The organism is Roseibium sp. HPY-6, from assembly GCF_040530035.1.
In the GTDB taxonomy this organism is placed as follows: domain Bacteria; phylum Pseudomonadota; class Alphaproteobacteria; order Rhizobiales; family Stappiaceae; genus Roseibium.
Window position 1 is genome coordinate 1,010,456 of sequence record NZ_JBEWCD010000001.1, and the last position, 17,213, is coordinate 1,027,668.

Below are 17,213 nucleotides of genomic sequence, written 5' to 3' on the forward strand. Positions count from 1 at the left end.
AAACGAGCTTAGTCAACTGATTCGATACAATATCACGACTGCGGCAGGATCTTGCCCGGATTCATTAAATCGTGCGGATCGAGCGCCTGTTTGATCGATTGCATCAATTCCAGGGCATCTCCATGCTCACGCCGCATGTATTTCTGTTTTCCCTGGCCAACGCCATGTTCACCGGTGCATGTGCCATCCATGTCAAGCGCACGGATGGCAAGCCGTTCAATGAATGCCTCGCACTTGCGCATTTCTTCCGGATTATTCTGATCCACAAGGACCTGGACATGGAAGTTTCCGTCGCCGACATGACCGACGATCGGCGCAAGCAGGTTTTCTGCTTCGATGTCCGCGGCGGTCTGTGTGACACATTCAGCAAGCCTTGAGATCGGCACACAGACATCTGTCGCTACGACCTGCGCATTGGGCCTGAGGCTGCGCCCTGACCAGTACGCATCATGCCGGGCCGCCCACAACTTCGAGCGGTCCTCCGCTACCGTTGCCCATTTGAACGGGCCGCCGCCGAACTCTTCTGCAATGCCGGAAAAGGTTTCGGACTGCTCTTCGACCCCTGCTTCCGAGCCGTGAAACTCCAGGAACAGTGTCGGGGTCTCTGCGAGATCCAGGTTCGAGTACGCATTGCAGGCTTTCACCTGGAGACTGTCGAGCAATTCAATTCGCGCGACGGGAAGACCCATTTGGATGGTCATGATCACTGCCTGGCATGCAGATTCCACATCCGGAAACGGGCAGACGCCGCCTGAGATCGCCTCCGGCTGACCATGAAGCCGGATCGTCAGTTCGGTAATCACACCAAGCGTGCCTTCGGAGCCGACAAAAAGCCGCGTAAGATCATATCCGGCGGAGGACTTGCGCGCGCGCCCGCCTGTTTTGATGATACGCCCGTCCGCGGTCACAACTGTGAGGCCGAGAACAGCGTCTTTCATTGTGCCGTAGCGAACCGCGTTCGTGCCGGATGCCCGGGTCGCCGCCATGCCTCCAAGGCTTGCGTCCGCACCCGGATCAATCGGAAAGAAAAGACCCGTGTCTCTGATGTAGCTGTTGAGCTGCTTGCGCGTGACACCGGCCTCGACACGGCAGTCTAGATCCTCGGAATTCACCTCAAGAACTCTGTTCATCCTGCTGAGGTCAATCGATATTCCACCGCGAGGCGCATTTACATGACCTTCCAGCGATGTTCCGGTTCCAAATGCAATTACCGGGACATTTGCGGCCGCGCAGGTTTTTACGGTCTCGGCCACTTCCTCGGTCGTTTCGGCAAATACCACCGCGTCCGGTGGCTGGTTGATAAGCCATGTCGTCGTGTGGCCGTGCTGTTCTCTCAAGGCCTGAGATGTTGCACAGCGGTCGCCGAACCGTGCCCGCAATGCTGCAATAACAGCTTCGACGCCGTCGCGCGCGTCTTCGGCGGAGAGTGCTTTTGCTTCTAGTGTCATTTCTGACCAATTTCCTTCTTGCAGCGGCTGAACTTGGCCCTGCTTTACAATTGTGAATATGTTAGCGGAACACAAAAAGGTCAAAGCCAAAACCGCCATTGACGGCAAAGCGTTGCCGGAAAGTTCTTAAGGAGATCAAGATGTCGGCTGTGTGGGGCCCCGGGCCGGTCAAGAGCAGGGTCATGTCCGTCAAGGACGAGTGGATCGACTACAACGGCCATCTGAACATGGCGTATTACAACGTTTTGTTCGACACGGCGGTCGATGAGGTCTTCGAAGGCCTGGGAATGGGATCTGAATATGCAAAGACGCGGAATGCATCGTTTTTCACCGCTGAAGTCCATGTCTGTTATGTGCGCGAATTGAGCGCCGGCATGCCGGTCGTCGTCACGCTGCAATTGATCGGCTTCGATTCCAAGCGCGCCCACTTCTTTCAGGAATTGAGACACGCGGAGGAAGACTGGCTTTCGGCAACGTCTGAGCAAATGTGCCTCCACGTCGATATGGCCGCGCGCAAAGTCGTGCCTTGGCCGGACGATATTGTCGTGAACCTTGAAGCCCTTGCCACGGCACAGGCCGGTCTCCCCCTGCCTGAAAGATCAGGAAGGCGCATCGAGATCCCCAAAAGAGCAAGTTCATGACATTTTGGAGTGATATTGCGCCTTAATGCGCTGGAAGACCTGTTCTTTCCCGCCGACTCGGGCAAAATGGATCCTGTTCAGACAATGGTTCCACTTTCCGGCCCGACCGATGCGAAAAATAATAGAAACTGCCGGCCAGCTTCCAGACATCCTTATCAGCTGGATCACGCCGAACGTGCGTCAGTTCCGGGCCAACAAGCTGCCCCTGGTTTGGCTCCTGGCCATCTTCGTTGGTGCGCTGGTCGCCCTGGCCGCAATCGCCTTTCGGACAGCAATAGGCCTCATTCAGTGGCCCTGGTTGCGTACGACGACGGAACTCACGATCCAGGCCGCCGTTCAGCAACCGTGGTGGATCATCATGCTTGCGCCCGCAGTGGCCGGTCTTCTGGTGGGATGGATCTTGCACAAGTACCATCCTTATCAGCGCGCGGGCGGTGTTGCGGACGTGATCGAAGCGCGCGCATATGGCGGTCGCGGCCTGCCGCTCAAGGCGGGTTTATGGTCCGCGCTGGTGACCGTGATTTCGCTCGGCGGTGGCGCGAGCGCCGGCCGCGAAGGCCCTGTTGTTCACCTGGGTGCGACCCTTGGCACTGCGGTTTGCCAGTTTTTTCAACTGCCCGACTCGGCCCGGCGCACGCTCCTCGCCTGCGCGGTGGCCAGTGGTGTATCAGCATCCTTCAACGCACCAATTGCGGGTGTCCTGTTTGCGCATGAAGTCGTTCTCGCGCATTACGCCGTTTCCGCATTTGTGCCGATCGTCCTTGCCTCGGTCATGGGCACACTGTTGTCGCGTCTCTGGTTCGGCAATGTCGCGGCGTTCGAGATCCCTCAGTACGAGATTACGTCGTATCTCGAGATCCCGGCGTTCGCCCTGCTGGGGCTGACCTGTGCCGCAGTTGCCATCATCTTCCAGTTTGCCCTGATCGGCAGCGACTGGACCGCACGCAACATCACGATGCCCTTATGGCTCCGGCCGGTAGTCGGTGGGCTTGTCGTCGGTGCGATCGGCGTGTTCTATCCTGAAATTCTCGGGGTCGGCTATGAGGCGACGGACCTTGCACTGAAACACGAGCTGACCATCAACACCATGCTGACACTGCTGGTCGTCAAGACGGCGGCCACGGCAATCACGCTCGCCTCTAGATTCGGGGGCGGAATCTTTTCGCCGTCCCTCTATCTTGGCGCCATGACAGGTGGCGCATTCGGACTGATTGCGGCATCGGTATTTCCCGAAATGGCGTCCAGCCACGGACTATACGCAATCCTGGGCATGGGCGCTGTCGCCGCGGCAGTCCTAGGCGCACCCTTTTCGACGACGGTGATCGTATTCGAACTGACCGGCGGCTACGCACTCTCCATTGCGCTTCTGCTTGCCGTTTCAATCGCCACGGGACTGACGCAGGCTGTCCATGGCAAATCCTATTTCCACTGGCAACTTGGCATGCGTGGCTGTTTTGTGAATGAAGGCGCGCACCAGTTCCTGAGCGAAACGGTCAAGGTGCGGGACTTTATGGATCCCCCTCCGGAAGACGAGGAAGAGCGGGACTTCAATCCCGGCGAGGACGGGCCTTATCTACACGACACGGATACGCTTGAAAGCGCCCTCAAAAGCTTCGATTCCTGCGGCAAGGCGACGCTTCCGGTCGTGCGCAAGGGAGATGCCACGAAGGTAATCGGTCTCGCGCGCCACGTCAGGGGCCTTCGCTACTTCAACGCAGCGCTGATCAAGGCCACCAAGGAAGAACACCACTAAGCCCGCGGTGTACGCCAATCAAGCGCCCGAGCGCCGTCCCGGGCTTGATCCGGGACCGTTCACCAGCGTGGTCTGGCCGCAGCAAAGAGACAAAGCCGCCTTAAACCGCCTCTGTCGCCTTCTCGAGCCAGATCCGTTCCTTCGCACGAACCAGCGGTCCCACTTCAGAGCGTACACGCGCGTGATAGCGATTTAGCCAGTCGCGTTCGGCGGTCGTGAGAAGACTCACATCAATGAGACGCAGGTCCATAGGCACGAGCGTGATTGTTTCGAACCCAAGCATCGGTCGCTCTCCGCCGGCAACATCACGCGCTTCGGTGACGATTTCCAGGTTTTCAAGCCTGATGCCGTATTCGCCGGCCGGATAATATCCGGGCTCATTCGACAGGATCATCCCCGGCTTGAGCGGCACGGTGCCCGTCTTGGCGATCCGCTGTGGCCCTTCATGAACGCTCAGATAAGCGCCGACACCGTGGCCGGTGCCGTGATCGAAATCGAGACCGGCTTTCCAAAGATCGATACGGGCGAGCGGATCCAGCTGCGCCCCGGTCGTTCCTTGCGGAAACCGCGCCGTGGAGACAGCAATGTGGCCTTTGAGAACGAGCGTGTAGTGCTTCTTCATCTCAGCGGTCATCTCGCCGACGGCCAGCGTGCGCGTAATATCGGTGGTGCCGTCTTCATACTGTCCGCCTGAATCGATCAGATACGGCTTTCCAACCGGAATTTTCAGATTGCTGGAACGGCTCACCCGATAGTGACAGATCGCACCATTCGGACCTGCGCCGGAAATCGTATCGAACGAGATATCCTTGAGAACACCGGTCGCCCGCCGAAATTCCTCCAGCTTCTCAGCAACGCCAATCTCGTCAAGCGCGCCCTTGGGAGCTTCTTCGTCAAACCAGCACAGGAAATTGACATAGGCGGCTGCATCGCGCAGATGCGCCTCGCGCGCGCCCTTGAGCTCGGTCGCGTTCTTGAGGGCTTTTGGCAGCAGAACCGGGTCCTGCGCTTCAATCAATGTGCCGCCTGCATCGGTAATGGCATCGGCTATGCCGATGCCCGCAAGTGCCGGATCAATCATGACCTTGGACCCTGCCTCTCCGAACGCATTCAATCCGGCTCTGAAATCGGCCGGTTCTGCCAGCTCCGCAAGATCCAGAAGAGCGTCCCGTACCGAGTTGGAAAGCTTTCTGCCGTCGATATAGAGCGATGGCTTGCCTTTAGCGGGCAAGGTTGCAAAGGACAGCGGCAGCGGGGTGTGTTCGACGTCGGAACCACGAATATTAAAAAGCCACGCGATCGAGTCAGGTTGCGTCAAAACGCAGGCATCAGCGCCCTTGTCTTCAAGCGCGCTCTGGATTTCGGCAATTTTCTCATTCGAAGGTTTTCCCGCAAGTTCAACGGGATAAAGAGAAACTGCACCCACGGGAGGCTCAGGCCGGTCTTCCCAAACGCTGTCGACAGGGTTGTCGTCCAGAGTCACCAGTTCAGCGCCAGCCTTTTCACAGACCTCTCGCAACCGGCGGACTTCGCGCACCGTGTGGAGCATTGCGTCGATGCCGAGTTTCTGGCCGGGTTTCAAGGTCTCCGCCAACCAGGCCGAAACGGGATCGTTGATAAGGTGCCGTGCTTCAAAGACCTCAAGATCGACCTGTTCGCGTACCTGGATCGTGTAGCGGCCATCAACGAAAATAGCGCCCGTGTCGCCCAGCACCGCAGCAACACCGGCAGACCCTGTAAAGCCAGTCAGCCACTGCAGGCGGCAATCATGCGGCGGTACATATTCTCCCTGATGCGCATCAGCGCGCGGAACCAGAAAGCCGTCGAGACCACGGCGGGCAAGTTCGGATCTGAGAAGCGCTGCACGCGGCGCTCCGCAGGAGGGATCAGTCAGATCGTCGAAGGATTGGAACATGAGCGGCACGGTAATTTGACCGTACGCTTGGATCAAGCCGGATAATTTTTCCGCAAAACCAGGAGATTCGGAAACCACAACCTCAATATTGCAATGCAAAATTTCATCTCGCATATGCGAAAGACGCAGAGCAGTCATGCATTTGAAGACCTACCTGAAAGCACCAGAAAGGCGCATATAGGGGTCAACAACGAATAAAGACGTTTCTCCCTAGGGAAGCTCTTGATCTTCAAATGGGAATAACCACGATGACTATCGCAACAACGACTTCGACACGCACCGGCTCCAGCTTCGTTCGCCGCGCATTCGACCGCATGGTTGAAGCACGGTCCCAGCAGGCTCGCCGCTACGTCAATGGCTACCTGCTGTCTCTGGACGACGCCACGCTCGCAGCTCACGGCTACGACCGCAAGCAGCTGGAACGTGAAGGGTCAATGACCAACCCGTTCTAAGGGGCTCAGGCGCTCAACAGCACTGTGCATATGAAAAAGGGCCTGCCGGTTGACCGGCAGGCCCTTTTCAGTTCCGGGCCATCTTCGCCCGCGCTTTCAGGCCGTCTTGCGGCCACGCACCAGGGTCAGCGTCAGCCACCCGTTTTTCTCCCGGCGCCGGTCCAATACAAAGCCCTGGCAACGATAGGCAAACAGGATCCGGGGACCGTCCTCCACCCGCAATCCGGAGAGGACAAGCGTCGCAGTGCCGGTCATCTGGTGCCCGATTGATTTTGCCATTCTCATGAGCGGACGCGCCAGAATGTTCGCAATGACGAGGTCAAAGGGGCCGTACGCACCGAACCGCCGGTCTTCAACACCATTTGCCGTAAAACCGCTGACCAGGTGACCTGCCCCGTTGAGCCGCGCGTTCTCAAGCGCTGTTTTTGTCGCTATCGGGTCGATATCCGTTGCAAGCACAGACTGACGGTTCTTGAGGGCAGCTGCGATCGCAAGGACACCAGTCCCGGTTCCCAGATCGAGAATGTTGCTGTATTCGCGCATCGAAAGGAGCCGGTCGATTTCCTCCAGGCATCCGGCGGTCGTCCCGTGGTGTCCAGTCCCGAAGGCCTGGGCCGCTTCGATTTCGATCCCAATTGCGCCGGCTGTAACTTTCGTACGGTCATGGCCTCCATGAACGACAAAGCGGCCGGCACGTACAGGTTTCAACCCTTCGAGGCTCTTTTCCACCCAGTTGATGTCGGGAAGTTCTTCCGCCTCGATCGGTGCTGCAAATGCGTCGGACCCGACACGGTCACGCACAAGATCCGCCGCCTCGTCCGGGTCCATCTCGAAAAGCAGAATTTCAGCCGACCATATGCGGCCGTCATCGGAAGTCTCGTAAATGGAAACGGGGTTGCCATCGTCCTCGAACGCCTGCTCCAGGATATCCGCAATCCGTTTGGCTTCCAGTTCCTCCGCTACGATCCGCACCCGGATGGTTCTCATTCCCGTATCCACTTTGATAGATTGACCAAGGCGAGCGGTATAGCCGCACTGGCACGAACACACCAGCGTCAATAACAATTGACTGGCCAATTCCGGTTTTTGCGCCATGATTCCCAAAGGGAGACGCGCGATGACAATGAACTTGATGCGACATTCGGAACTTTATGCAAACAGGCTGATTGCGGTTCTTCTGATCTGCCTGTGTACGATCGCGGGAATCGCCATTGCGGATACCGTGCGCGACGATCTGTTTGAAGCGCTGAAAAACGCGACCACCGAAGCGGAAGCCAAAAGCATCGAAAGAGATATCTGGCAGTCGTGGATCGAAGCAGCCCCGACCCCTCAACTGAAATCGAAAGTGGAATCTGCGATGCGCAAGCGCGAGCAGTACGACTTTCAAGGCGGCAGGGACATTCTCGACGAAGTTGTCAAAGAAGCCCCGAGCTATGCCGAGGGCTGGAACCAGCGCGCATTCATTCTTTTCCTTCAGGGCAATTACGAAGCCAGCCTCAACGATATCGAACGGGTTCTCGAGCTTGAACCGCGTCACTTCGGGGCTCTTTCCGGCAAAGCGATGATCTATATGACGCTCGGTCGCGTCAAACTTGGTCAGGAAACGCTGCGCGAGGCCGTTGAGATTCATCCGTATCTGCAGGAACGCTCCATGCTGATCAAACCCAAGGGCGTTGATCTCTGAAAAGTTGTCTAGTTTGGAGCTTTGGCGAGCGGAAAAGTAAGACGAACGGTCAGGCCGCCGCCCCGTGTGTCGCGCAGTTCCAGACTACCACCACTGGCCTCCACGATCGTCTTGCTGGTCGGCAATCCTAATCCGAAGCCAGTGTCCTTGAAGATTTTTCGCGCGTGATCGCCCCGTTCAAACGGTTCAAGAAGTCGGTGTTTTTCCGGTTCGGGAATACCCGGACCGTGATCGATTATGTCGATCCGCACCCTTGCATCATCTGAACTGGCGTCGATCTCGACGGTGTCTGCGTATTTGTTCGCGTTGTCGAGCAGGTTGGAGAGCGCGCGCACCAGTTCACTGCGCCGGGCCGTGATCGAAAACTGGCCGATGCAACGAAGTTCGATCGAAAATCCGAGGTCGCAATATTGGTCGACAAGTGCATGAAGAAGACTGGGCACATCAATGCGCATCGGTTCTTCCGAACTTGCACCGTCCCGCAAAAAAGTCAGCGCCGCGTTGATCTGATGATCCATGATATTGAGGTCTTCAAGGCTCCGGTCCCTGATGTCATCGTCTTCCAGAAGATCGAGACGCAGACGCAGACGTGTGAGCGGTGTGCGCAGATCATGGCTGATTGCGGCCAGCATTCGTGTTCGTTTTTCAAGAAAGTCGTTAATTCTCAATTGCATGCGATTAAAAGCCTGCGCCGCTGACCGCACTTCTCTCGGGCCGGCTTCCTTGACAGGAACCGGCACTGTCGAACCTTCGCCAAACGTTTCGGCCGATTGAGCAAGGTTCTCCATAGGTCTTATGAGCGAGCGTGCTGCCCAAAGCATGAGCGCAACTATTGTCAGCACAAGAAAGCCGAAGAACAGATAAAACGGGAGCCCGAGTATGGGTGGCGGCGGCCCGCGAAATCCCCATTCCGCACGGATGAGGCTGCCGTCGGACAGCCTTATGAACAGTTGCGGCGCTTTGCCAAACCCAAGGTCGCGCGGGCCGAGCACATGCTCGACCTTCATGCCAAGGAGCGTGTCACCCAGGTGAAAAGGACCAAACCGTCTTCCGCCCTCAACGCCGGTCGCGGCCTTGAGGTCGTCCTCGCTGACAAACCAGATATTCACATTCGGGGCCGAGCGGCGTATGTCTTCAAGCACCGCCAACCTGTTACCGGCAGGCGTCTCGTTGAGTTTGCCGATCGCGAGACTGACCTTGTGGCTGTTCATGAGCGCAAGATTGTTTTCCAGCGCTGATTTCAAGAAAAGCACCACGACGACCGTGGCGACGATCATCAGGAAACCTGCGACCGACATCAGGACGAGGACCTGATACAGCATCGAATCCGGCCACAAACGCCTGATCATGTCATCCTTCGCGCGTTACAGGCGCGACAAATTCATAGCCGCCGGCGCGCACTGTGCGAATGTACTGGTAAGGCGCACCTCCGGCTTCAAGCTTGGACCGCAGGCGGCTGACCAGAATATCAATGTTGCGGCCGTTGGAAGCCCCGATCTGGCCCATGGTAAGTTCGATGAGCTGGTCGCGGCTCAGGACCCGGCCACTTCGCTCCGCCAAGACCTGGAGCAGATTGAACTCGGCCGGCGTCAGCGACACAAGCGCCTTGTCGGCATTGAAGAGATGTCTTGCGCGGCACTCCATTTCCCAGCCTTCAAAACAGAGTTTACCGCTTTCGATCGGGGATGCGACACCGCCAAGGTCAACTCTGCGAAAGAGTGCCCTGACACGCGCGATTAATTCACGTGGGTTGAACGGCTTGGGAAGATAGTCGTCGGCGCCCACCTCAAGGCCGATCACCCTGTCAATGTCTTCGTTCTTGGCGGAGACGATGATGATTGGCATTGCACCTGTCGCCCTGAGACGCCGGCAGATGCTGATGCCGTCTTCGCCGGGCAGCATGATGTCGAGAACGATCAGATCAACGCGATTGCTGGCCAGAAGCCTGTCCATTTCTGGCGCATCACGTGCAAGGGTCACCTTGAAATCGTTGGCGATCAGGTGCCGCTTGATAAGCATTCCGATTTCCGGATCATCCTCGACAACCAGTATGTGCGACGTCTTCTGCATGCGCGGACCATAGGCCTGTTCCCCGCAAAAATTCATCAAGAAAGTTCGGAAAGTTGTTTCCGCATGTTTCCGGAATTCTGTCGGGAAACAGGGTGAAAACGAGCAGTGCGACCAGTTAACAGGCCGTTAACCTCCTCAACTCAAACGTGATTTCAGTAGCAGCGTTCACCCCATTTCAGGAGCAAATCGATGATATCAATTGGCGCATCACCAATGATGCCTCCGCCCGGCACTTCTCCCAGGGATCAGGTGGCAAGCACACTGGAAGCAAAGGTTGAGACCGGCGAAATCAGTGCGGAAGACTCTGAAGCCATGCTATCGGCCCTCGATGCCATGCATGAAGAACGCAAGGCGTCCGGCTTGCCTGATTTTTCGTCCGGTCCACCCTCCAAAGAGGAGATCGCGGCAAAGTTCGACACGCTGCTTTCCGACCAGGTGGATGCGGGTGCCCTGTCGCAGGATCAGGCAGACCAGTTGAGCGCGCTGTTCGAAGAAGGCGAGATTGGTCCAAAAGCCCGCTTCGGTGACTTGGCCAATTCAGGCGGGCAGGATCTGAACGCTTTGATCCAGGAGTTCATGGCATCCGTTCTGGAACAGGTTCAAACCGGAACGTCTTACGACGAGAGCGGTGAAACATCCTCTTCAAACGCCGCTTCGCTGCTGGCAGACTTTAAGGTCTGATGACCATTTGCCTTGCTGCTCGGAGCTGCGACGCGGTGCTCACGGCCAGGTTTTCTGCAGTGCGCCGTTCGGAACCATAACAACCCGTTGAAGCGCACGCTGCGAAGCGGCCGGTCGTCGTCAGGCGGCCGGCCCGTTCGGTTTCTAAGCGTCAATGCCGCTCGACAAAACTGTCGATCACTTTTTTGACGCCAGCCTTTTCAAAATCGACTGTGAGCTTGTTGCCCTCGATTGACGTGATTGCCCCATAACCGAACTTGATGTGGAACACCCGTTCGCCGACGGAGTAGGCCGATGGCGTTTCGCTGACCGATTTGGCGACAAGTTCTCCTTCGATTGTCAAGGGACCCTGGCGTTTCGTGCGCGCGGACTGATATCCCCTGCCCCCTTCGGAAAAACCATCATCGGACTGACGCGCCCGCTGTGCCCGTTGCCAACCGGGTGTCGAATAGCTGCCGCGCTCAAACGGATCGTTGTTGTCGAAGCGCGAGGGACCATAGCCGCCGCCCGCATAACCACCATAGCTGGACGACGGTTCCGCAATCTCGACATGGTCGACGGGAAGCTCGTCCAGAAACCGCGAAGGAACCGTGGATTGCCACAACCCGTGGATCCGCCTGTTGGAAGCGAAATAAAGCTTGGCCCGCTTCTTTGCTCTTGTGATCCCGACATATGCGAGCCGACGCTCTTCTTCCAAACCCGCACGGCCACTTTCATCGAGCGCACGCTGGTGGGGAAAGAGCCCCTCTTCCCACCCGGGCAGGAAAACCGTATCGAACTCAAGCCCCTTGGCCTGGTGCAGTGTCATAACCGAAACCGCGTCATTGGCGTCGGCACTGTCCCGATCCATCACCAGCGATATGTGCTCCAGAAATCCAGCCAAGGACTCAAACTCTTCCATTGAGCGCACGAGTTCTTTCAGGTTGTCGAGCCGCCCGGGCGCGTCGGCGGACCTGTCCAACCGCCACATCTCCGTGTATCCGCTCTCGTCGAGAATAATCTCGGCCAGTTCGATATGGCTGAGCTGGCCAAGCTGGCGCCGCCAGCGTTCAAAATTGTCGAGCACATTCTTCAAAGCATTGCGTGGCTTGGGCTTCAGCTCCTCCGTATCGATCAGTTGCTGCGCTGCCTGCATCAGGGGAATACGGTCTGCTCTTGCAAGGCCGTGCACCAGTTTCAAGGTCGCATCGCCAAGTCCGCGTTTCGGTGTGTTGACGATACGCTCGAAGGCAAGATCGTCGGCCGGCTGCACCACGCAGCGGAAATAGGCAAGCGCGTCACGGATTTCCATGCGTTCGTAAAAGCGGGGACCGCCGATGACCCGGTAATTCAGCCCCAGCGTGACAAATCTTTCTTCGAACTCGCGCAGCTGGAACGACGCACGCACGAGCACAGCCATGTCGTTCAGCGCATGCCCCTTGCTTTGCAGCGCTTCAATCTCGTCTCCGATCGTCCGGGCTTCCTCTTCAGAATCCCAGACGGACCCAACGGAGACCAGATCGTGATCGGGTTCTTCGAAGTCTGTGAAAAGTGTTTTCCCGAGCCTGTCCTGGTTGAACGAAATCAGATGGGAAGCCGCCGCCAGAATGTGGCTCGTCGAGCGGTAGTTACGCTCCAGTCGGATGACCACGGCACCCTTGAAGTCATGTTCGAAGCGCAGGATGTTGTCGACTTCAGCACCACGCCAGCCATAGATCGACTGATCGTCATCACCAACGCAGCACACGTTCGGATTGGCCTGTGCCAGAAGGCGCAGCCAAAGATACTGGGCAATATTGGTATCCTGGTATTCATCCACCAGCATGTAGCGGAACCGGCGCTGATATTCCTTCAGAACATCGGGCTGCGTTTTGAAAAGCGTGATGACATGCAATAGCAAGTCACCGAAATCGGCCGCGTTCAGGATTGAAAGCCGTTCCTGATACTCTTCGTAGAGCCTCCGTCCCTTGCCATTGGCAAAGGCCCGGGCTTCTCCCTCCGGCACCTGCTCCGGGGTCAGCGCCCGGTTTTTCCACCCGTCGAGAATGCCGGCAAAGGTTTTGGCAGTCCACCGCTTGTCGTCGAGGCCTTCGGCCTGGATGATCTGCTTGATAAGTCGTATCTGATCATCCGTATCCAGGATCGTGAAGCTGGATTTCAGGCCGACGAGTTCAGCGTGTTTTCTGAGGATTTTTACGCAAATGGAGTGGAACGTACCCAGCCAGGCCATGCCTTCCACGTTGCCGCCGACGAATTTCGCGATGCGTTCCTTCATCTCGCGCGACGCTTTGTTTGTGAAGGTCACGGCGAGGATTTCATTCTGCCGGGCGCGGCCTGTTGCCAGAAGGTGAGCGATGCGTGTCGTCAGAACGCGGGTTTTGCCCGTCCCTGCCCCGGCCAGCACCAGTACCGGGCCCTCCGTTGTTTCAACGGCAAGTCTTTGTTCCGGATTGAGACCGGTCAGATAATCCGGTGCCTGGCGTGCTGCCATGGCCCGCGCGGCAATGCCGCCCTGCGGACGCGGCGGCGCAGGCGCCGGCTCGGCGCGCGTTGCGGCCGGCTCAAAGGGATCGTCGTAGGAGTCGTCATACCCGCCCGGGTCTGCCATGGTGTGCTGGTCCAGTTGCGTAAAAGCTTCAAGACCCAAAGGTCTTAGCAGTGAAGAACAATATAGCAACAAAGTGTTTCTGGCGAGGCGTGAAAACACCTTTAGATGGGGACAAGGAAAGGTGCATGAACCCCGAGATTTATCGCTTCCGGGAACTTAAACTGATTGACCTGATGCGACCTGTTTCAGCGCGCCATACCAGCAAGATCAATGTTCCAGCAATCGACGAAGTCTGTGAACTCTACCGCCACCGGGACTACTGGATCCCGGTCTTGACGCTACGCGTCAAACCGGGATGACAAGCAATCCGGACATGCGCGAGAGAATCTCACTGTCGTCATCCCTGCGAAGGCAGGGATCCGGTAAACCCACCTTGTTGTCCATACCAAAAACGCTGCGGCGTACTGGTTCCTGGCTCGCGCTGCGCTGCGTCCCTGACGACAACTGAAACGAAAACCGCCCTCCATTGCCGTCCCGGACTTGATCCGGGACCTGCTCTCAGCACTAGCTTAACCCCGGCTCAAGGCCGGGGCGGCTCCCCTTGAGCACTTTGTCATCCCTGCGCAGGCAGGGATCCAGCATTCACCGCCGCCTGCGTCTCCAATCACTGCAGGGAGGACTGGGTTCCGGTCTTGCCGCTAAGCGCAAACCGGGATGACAAGCAAAGCACGCATGCGCGAGAGAATCTCACTGTTGTCATCCCTGCGCAGGCAGGGATCCAGTAACCGCCGCCGACTGCGGACCCTATCGCCGCAGGGAGGACTGGGTCCCGGTCTTGCCGCTCCGCGCCAAACTGGGATGACAAGCAAACCCGCACACGCCCGGAAAGCCTAACTGTTGTCATCCCTGCGCAGGCAGGGATCCAGTATTCACCGACGCCTGCGGACCCTGTCACCACATGGACTGCTGGATCCTAGTCACTCCGCTCTGCAGCAGACCGGTTGGACAACACGGACTAGGTAAGCTTGGGAAAAAGGTCGTCCCAGTTGGGATTGCGCTCTTCGATCATTCGGGTTTTCCAGGCCCGCTTCCACCGCTTGATTTGCTTCTCGCGCTTGATCGCCTGTTCAATGTCTTCGTGAACTTCGTAGTAGACCAGAAGGCCCACTTTGTATTTTGCCGTAAAAGCGCAGCCGAGGCCTACCTTGTGCAGACTGACGCGGCCCAACAAATCGTTGGTCACGCCGACATAAAGCGTTCCACCCAATTTGCTTGCAAGGATGTAGACATAATATTGCTGATCCAAGTGCACAATGAACTTCCACAACTCTGAAATGAAAAAAGCACATTACCCCAACTTGCCATCCCAGCGAAATCAGAGAACCGGCAATCGCAAGTGCCCACGGACCCTATCACTTCAGAGAGTACTGGATCCCGGTCTTGACGCTAAACGTCAAACCGGGATGACAAACGCTTTGTTTGTGCGTGGGAATTCCCCAACTTGTCATCCCTGCGAAGGCAGGGATCCAGTAACCGCCGGCGCCTGCGGCCCCGGCCACCACCGGGAGTACTGGATCCCGGCCTTGACGCTGCGCGCCAAGCCGGGATGACAAGCAAACCCGCACGCGCGCGGGAAAAATTTCTCTGTTGTCATCCCTGCGGAGTCAGGGATCCAGTGATCGCCGCCGACTGCGGACCCTTTGACCGCAGGGGTTGCTGGTTCCCGGTCAGTTCGCTACGCGCCAAACCGGGAGGGCAAGGCGCACCGGCGGGGGTTTGCGTCTGGGGAGCCACTCAATCCCTCAGAAAGCAAAAATCCCGGTCTGCCAATGCATGGCAAACCGGGATTTTCGGAGGGTGTTTCAGATGAAACCGGAACCGGCTTATGCAGCTTCCTCGTCCCGCACTTCCTCAAGGAAAGTGTTGACGGCCTCGGAGAGGTGGGATGCGACCTGGCCGAGTTGTTCGGCAGAGACGCTCAGCGTTTCCGATTTCTGGCGCGTCTGATCGATGGACCCGGAAACGCCGGCGACATTGGTCGCGGCGGCCGTCGCACCGTCGGACGCGAAGGTAATGCTCTGCGTGATCTCGCTGGTGGCCGCGTTTTGCTCGTCCACCGAAACCGCGATCGTCTCACTGACGGAGCGAACCTCTTCAATCTTCTCAACGATCGAGCGGATCGCCGCGACCGATTTCTGCGTCGAAGACTGAACACCGGAGATCTGGCTTGCGATCTCGTCGGTTGCTTTTGCCGTCTGCGTGGATAACTCCTTCACCTCAGCCGCAACAACCGCAAAGCCCTTGCCCGCCTCGCCGGCACGTGCAGCCTCGATGGTGGCGTTCAAAGCGAGCAGATTTGTCTGTTCTGCAATTGCCCGGATGATCTCGACCACTTCTCCGATCTTGTCAGCCGTTTCCGCCAGGAGCGAAATGTCCTTGTCGGCTGAGACGGCCGTCTCGGCGGCGGTGGAGGAAATCTCGGTCGCAGTTGCTGCCTGCCGCGAAATCTCCCCGATCGAAGCTGACAGCTCCGCAGCCGCGGAAGCAACCGTTTGAACGTTGGTCGTTGCTTCTTCCGTTGCAGAGTTGGCTGCCCGCGCGCTTTCGTCCGCGTGAAGGGCGATCGTCACCATTTCATTGGCGTTGCTGCTGACGCCTTCGGTTTCGGCGGCCAACTGGGTCTGGATTGCAGTGACCGAGGTCTCAAAATGCCCAATTGCGTTTTCCAGCTGGGCACGGCGCTGGCGGCGCAGAACGCGGCCGGCTTCAGCCTCTTCTTCCAGTTCGTTCTGGCGGATAAGGTTGTTGCGGAAGACTTCAGATGCGCGGGCGATATCGCCAATTTCGTCCGGACGATCCGTGTCTGTGATTTCGACGTCCAGATTGCCATCCGCAAGCAGGGCGATTGAATCACGTTGACGGCTCAGCGTCTTGCTTATTGCAAACACCTGATGAATGGCCAGTGCCAGTGCCAATCCGGTCAGGGCAACAGCGACAACGGTAAGCCAGAAAATCTCAGAATTGAGCCGCACGGAATCAGCGTCGGCGGCCGCTTCTGCCCGGTGGATCAGCTCATCGGACAGGCCTTTCATGAGGTTGAGCCGCTTGGTCGCCATTGCGAACCAGACCGAGCCTTCAAGACCCTGGGAATCTTTTGTTTCGGGCAAAGCGTGGATCAGTTCCCTCCAGGCCAGAGCCTGGTCCACATCTGCTCCCTTGACCATCTCCTTCATCATTGCCTTGTGTTCAGGAAGCGCAACGGACTCAAATTCCTTCATGAAGGCCGCCTCACCGCCGTAGTGAGTCATCACCGACTTGAATGTCTTGAGGTTCACATTTCCGGTGAGATTGAATTCGTTGAGCAGCGCTGCTCCGGTCGCTCGTTCAAGGCCACCGGATTCCATGGCCTCGACGATCGTCAGATAAGGCAGCAACTCCGATGTGATTTCCTGCGAAGGGCTGGACTCCGTCGTGACGCCGATCACGTGGATCAGCTCATGCACTTCCTTGGTGTATCCCTTGATGACGTCCCCAACGGTGAACTGCTTGGCGTCAACCGCCTTACGGAAGTCCCCGGTCTTGTGGACCTCCTCAGCAACGTGCTGAAGATCGGCCAACATTTCCTCGTCGTTGAGATCAAGGTCGGCGAGATGGTCGTCGAAAGTCTTCAGTGCGGCATCCGATTTCGGGCGTTGCGCATCCAGCTTCGCCCTGATCGCCGGATCATAGTCCGATTTTATCAGGCTCACGCTCATGCCGCGTTCTTTTTGCAGCTCGTGAATGAGATTGCCGCTGTCTTCGGCGATGCGTGTCATAGGCCGCATATAGTCGTGATGCGACAATTCAACCGACTTTTCATAAACACTAAAAGTCGCGAAACCGACCACCGCAAGCATCGGCACACCAGCGAGCGCAGCGATCTGAAGCTTGATGCGCTTCATGTTGTTGTCCCCTCCAGAACGGAAAACCTTCCTGAAACTGTGACGGGGACGCATTACTTGTTACTTAACGTCAAACACCTACTTTGCAAAATACGACGCCG

The 17,213-nt window shown here is 57.4% G+C and carries 14 protein-coding genes; 6 read left to right on the forward strand and 8 right to left on the reverse strand.

Annotated elements, in window-relative coordinates; translation table 11 throughout:
- Positions 1 to 32 precede the first annotated feature (32 nt).
- Positions 33 to 1,448: an FAD-binding oxidoreductase gene (locus tag ABVF61_RS04845; protein WP_353992394.1), complete on the reverse strand. Its 1,416-nt coding sequence runs from the start codon at positions 1,446 to 1,448 to the stop codon at positions 33 to 35.
- Between the two features lie 140 nt (positions 1,449 to 1,588).
- Between ABVF61_RS04845 and ABVF61_RS04850 the strand changes: the two genes are divergently transcribed.
- Both ABVF61_RS04850 and ABVF61_RS04855 read left to right on the forward strand, forming a co-directional pair.
- On the forward strand, positions 1,589 to 2,089 hold the full coding sequence (locus ABVF61_RS04850) for a thioesterase family protein (RefSeq protein WP_353992395.1): 501 nt from the start codon (positions 1,589 to 1,591) through the stop codon (positions 2,087 to 2,089).
- Between the two features lie 109 nt (positions 2,090 to 2,198).
- Positions 2,199 to 3,842 carry a chloride channel protein gene (locus ABVF61_RS04855; protein WP_353992396.1) on the forward strand — a complete coding sequence of 548 codons (1,644 nt, stop codon included), beginning with the start codon at positions 2,199 to 2,201 and terminating at the stop codon, positions 3,840 to 3,842.
- 100 nt (positions 3,843 to 3,942) lie between these two features.
- Here the strand turns inward: ABVF61_RS04855 and ABVF61_RS04860 are convergent, their stop codons facing one another.
- Complete coding sequence (locus ABVF61_RS04860) at positions 3,943 to 5,757, reverse strand: aminopeptidase P family protein (RefSeq protein ID WP_353993667.1); 1,815 nt, start codon at positions 5,755 to 5,757, stop codon at positions 3,943 to 3,945.
- Between the two features lie 248 nt (positions 5,758 to 6,005).
- On the opposite strand from ABVF61_RS04860, the gene ABVF61_RS04865 reads away from it, so the two are divergent.
- Positions 6,006 to 6,209 carry a hypothetical protein gene (locus ABVF61_RS04865; protein ID WP_299473566.1) on the forward strand — a complete coding sequence of 68 codons (204 nt, stop codon included), beginning with the start codon at positions 6,006 to 6,008 and terminating at the stop codon, positions 6,207 to 6,209.
- Between the two features lie 96 nt (positions 6,210 to 6,305).
- Here the strand turns inward: ABVF61_RS04865 and ABVF61_RS04870 are convergent, their stop codons facing one another.
- A complete protein-coding gene (locus ABVF61_RS04870) occupies positions 6,306 to 7,196 on the reverse strand; it encodes a 50S ribosomal protein L11 methyltransferase (protein ID WP_353992397.1) in 891 nt (296 codons plus the stop codon).
- 130 nt (positions 7,197 to 7,326) lie between these two features.
- Between ABVF61_RS04870 and ABVF61_RS04875 the strand changes: the two genes are divergently transcribed.
- Positions 7,327 to 7,893, forward strand: a complete 567-nt coding sequence (locus tag ABVF61_RS04875) for a tetratricopeptide repeat protein (protein ID WP_353992398.1) — start codon at positions 7,327 to 7,329, stop codon at positions 7,891 to 7,893.
- A gap of 8 nt (positions 7,894 to 7,901) precedes the next feature.
- On the opposite strand, the gene ABVF61_RS04880 is transcribed toward ABVF61_RS04875, so the two are convergent.
- Positions 7,902 to 9,242 (reverse strand): sensor histidine kinase, encoded by a 1,341-nt coding sequence (locus tag ABVF61_RS04880; RefSeq protein ID WP_353992399.1) that lies wholly within the window; start codon positions 9,240 to 9,242, stop codon positions 7,902 to 7,904.
- 1 nt (position 9,243) lies between these two features.
- Positions 9,244 to 9,963: a response regulator gene (locus tag ABVF61_RS04885; protein ID WP_353992400.1), complete on the reverse strand. Its 720-nt coding sequence runs from the start codon at positions 9,961 to 9,963 to the stop codon at positions 9,244 to 9,246.
- A gap of 189 nt (positions 9,964 to 10,152) precedes the next feature.
- Here ABVF61_RS04885 and ABVF61_RS04890 point away from each other — a divergent pair, with 189 nt between their 5' ends.
- Entirely contained in the window at positions 10,153 to 10,644 is a 492-nt protein-coding gene (locus ABVF61_RS04890; RefSeq protein ID WP_353992401.1) for a hypothetical protein, read from the forward strand.
- 151 nt (positions 10,645 to 10,795) lie between these two features.
- Here ABVF61_RS04890 and ABVF61_RS04895 read toward each other — a convergent pair whose 3' ends face one another.
- A complete protein-coding gene (locus tag ABVF61_RS04895) occupies positions 10,796 to 13,231 on the reverse strand; it encodes a UvrD-helicase domain-containing protein (RefSeq protein WP_353992402.1) in 2,436 nt (811 codons plus the stop codon).
- Positions 13,232 to 13,356: 125 nt separating this feature from the next.
- Here ABVF61_RS04895 and ABVF61_RS04900 point away from each other — a divergent pair, with 125 nt between their 5' ends.
- The gene (locus ABVF61_RS04900) at positions 13,357 to 13,530 is read left to right on the forward strand and encodes a hypothetical protein (protein ID WP_353992403.1); all 174 of its coding nucleotides are present in this window, start codon (positions 13,357 to 13,359) and stop codon (positions 13,528 to 13,530) included.
- A gap of 656 nt (positions 13,531 to 14,186) precedes the next feature.
- On the opposite strand, the gene ABVF61_RS04905 is transcribed toward ABVF61_RS04900, so the two are convergent.
- Together ABVF61_RS04905 and ABVF61_RS04910 are read right to left on the reverse strand one after the other, a co-directional pair.
- The gene (locus ABVF61_RS04905; protein ID WP_353992404.1) at positions 14,187 to 14,483 is read right to left on the reverse strand and encodes a GIY-YIG nuclease family protein; all 297 of its coding nucleotides are present in this window, start codon (positions 14,481 to 14,483) and stop codon (positions 14,187 to 14,189) included.
- Positions 14,484 to 15,054: 571 nt separating this feature from the next.
- A complete protein-coding gene (locus tag ABVF61_RS04910; protein WP_353992405.1) occupies positions 15,055 to 17,112 on the reverse strand; it encodes a methyl-accepting chemotaxis protein in 2,058 nt (685 codons plus the stop codon).
- Positions 17,113 to 17,213: the final 101 nt, after the last annotated feature.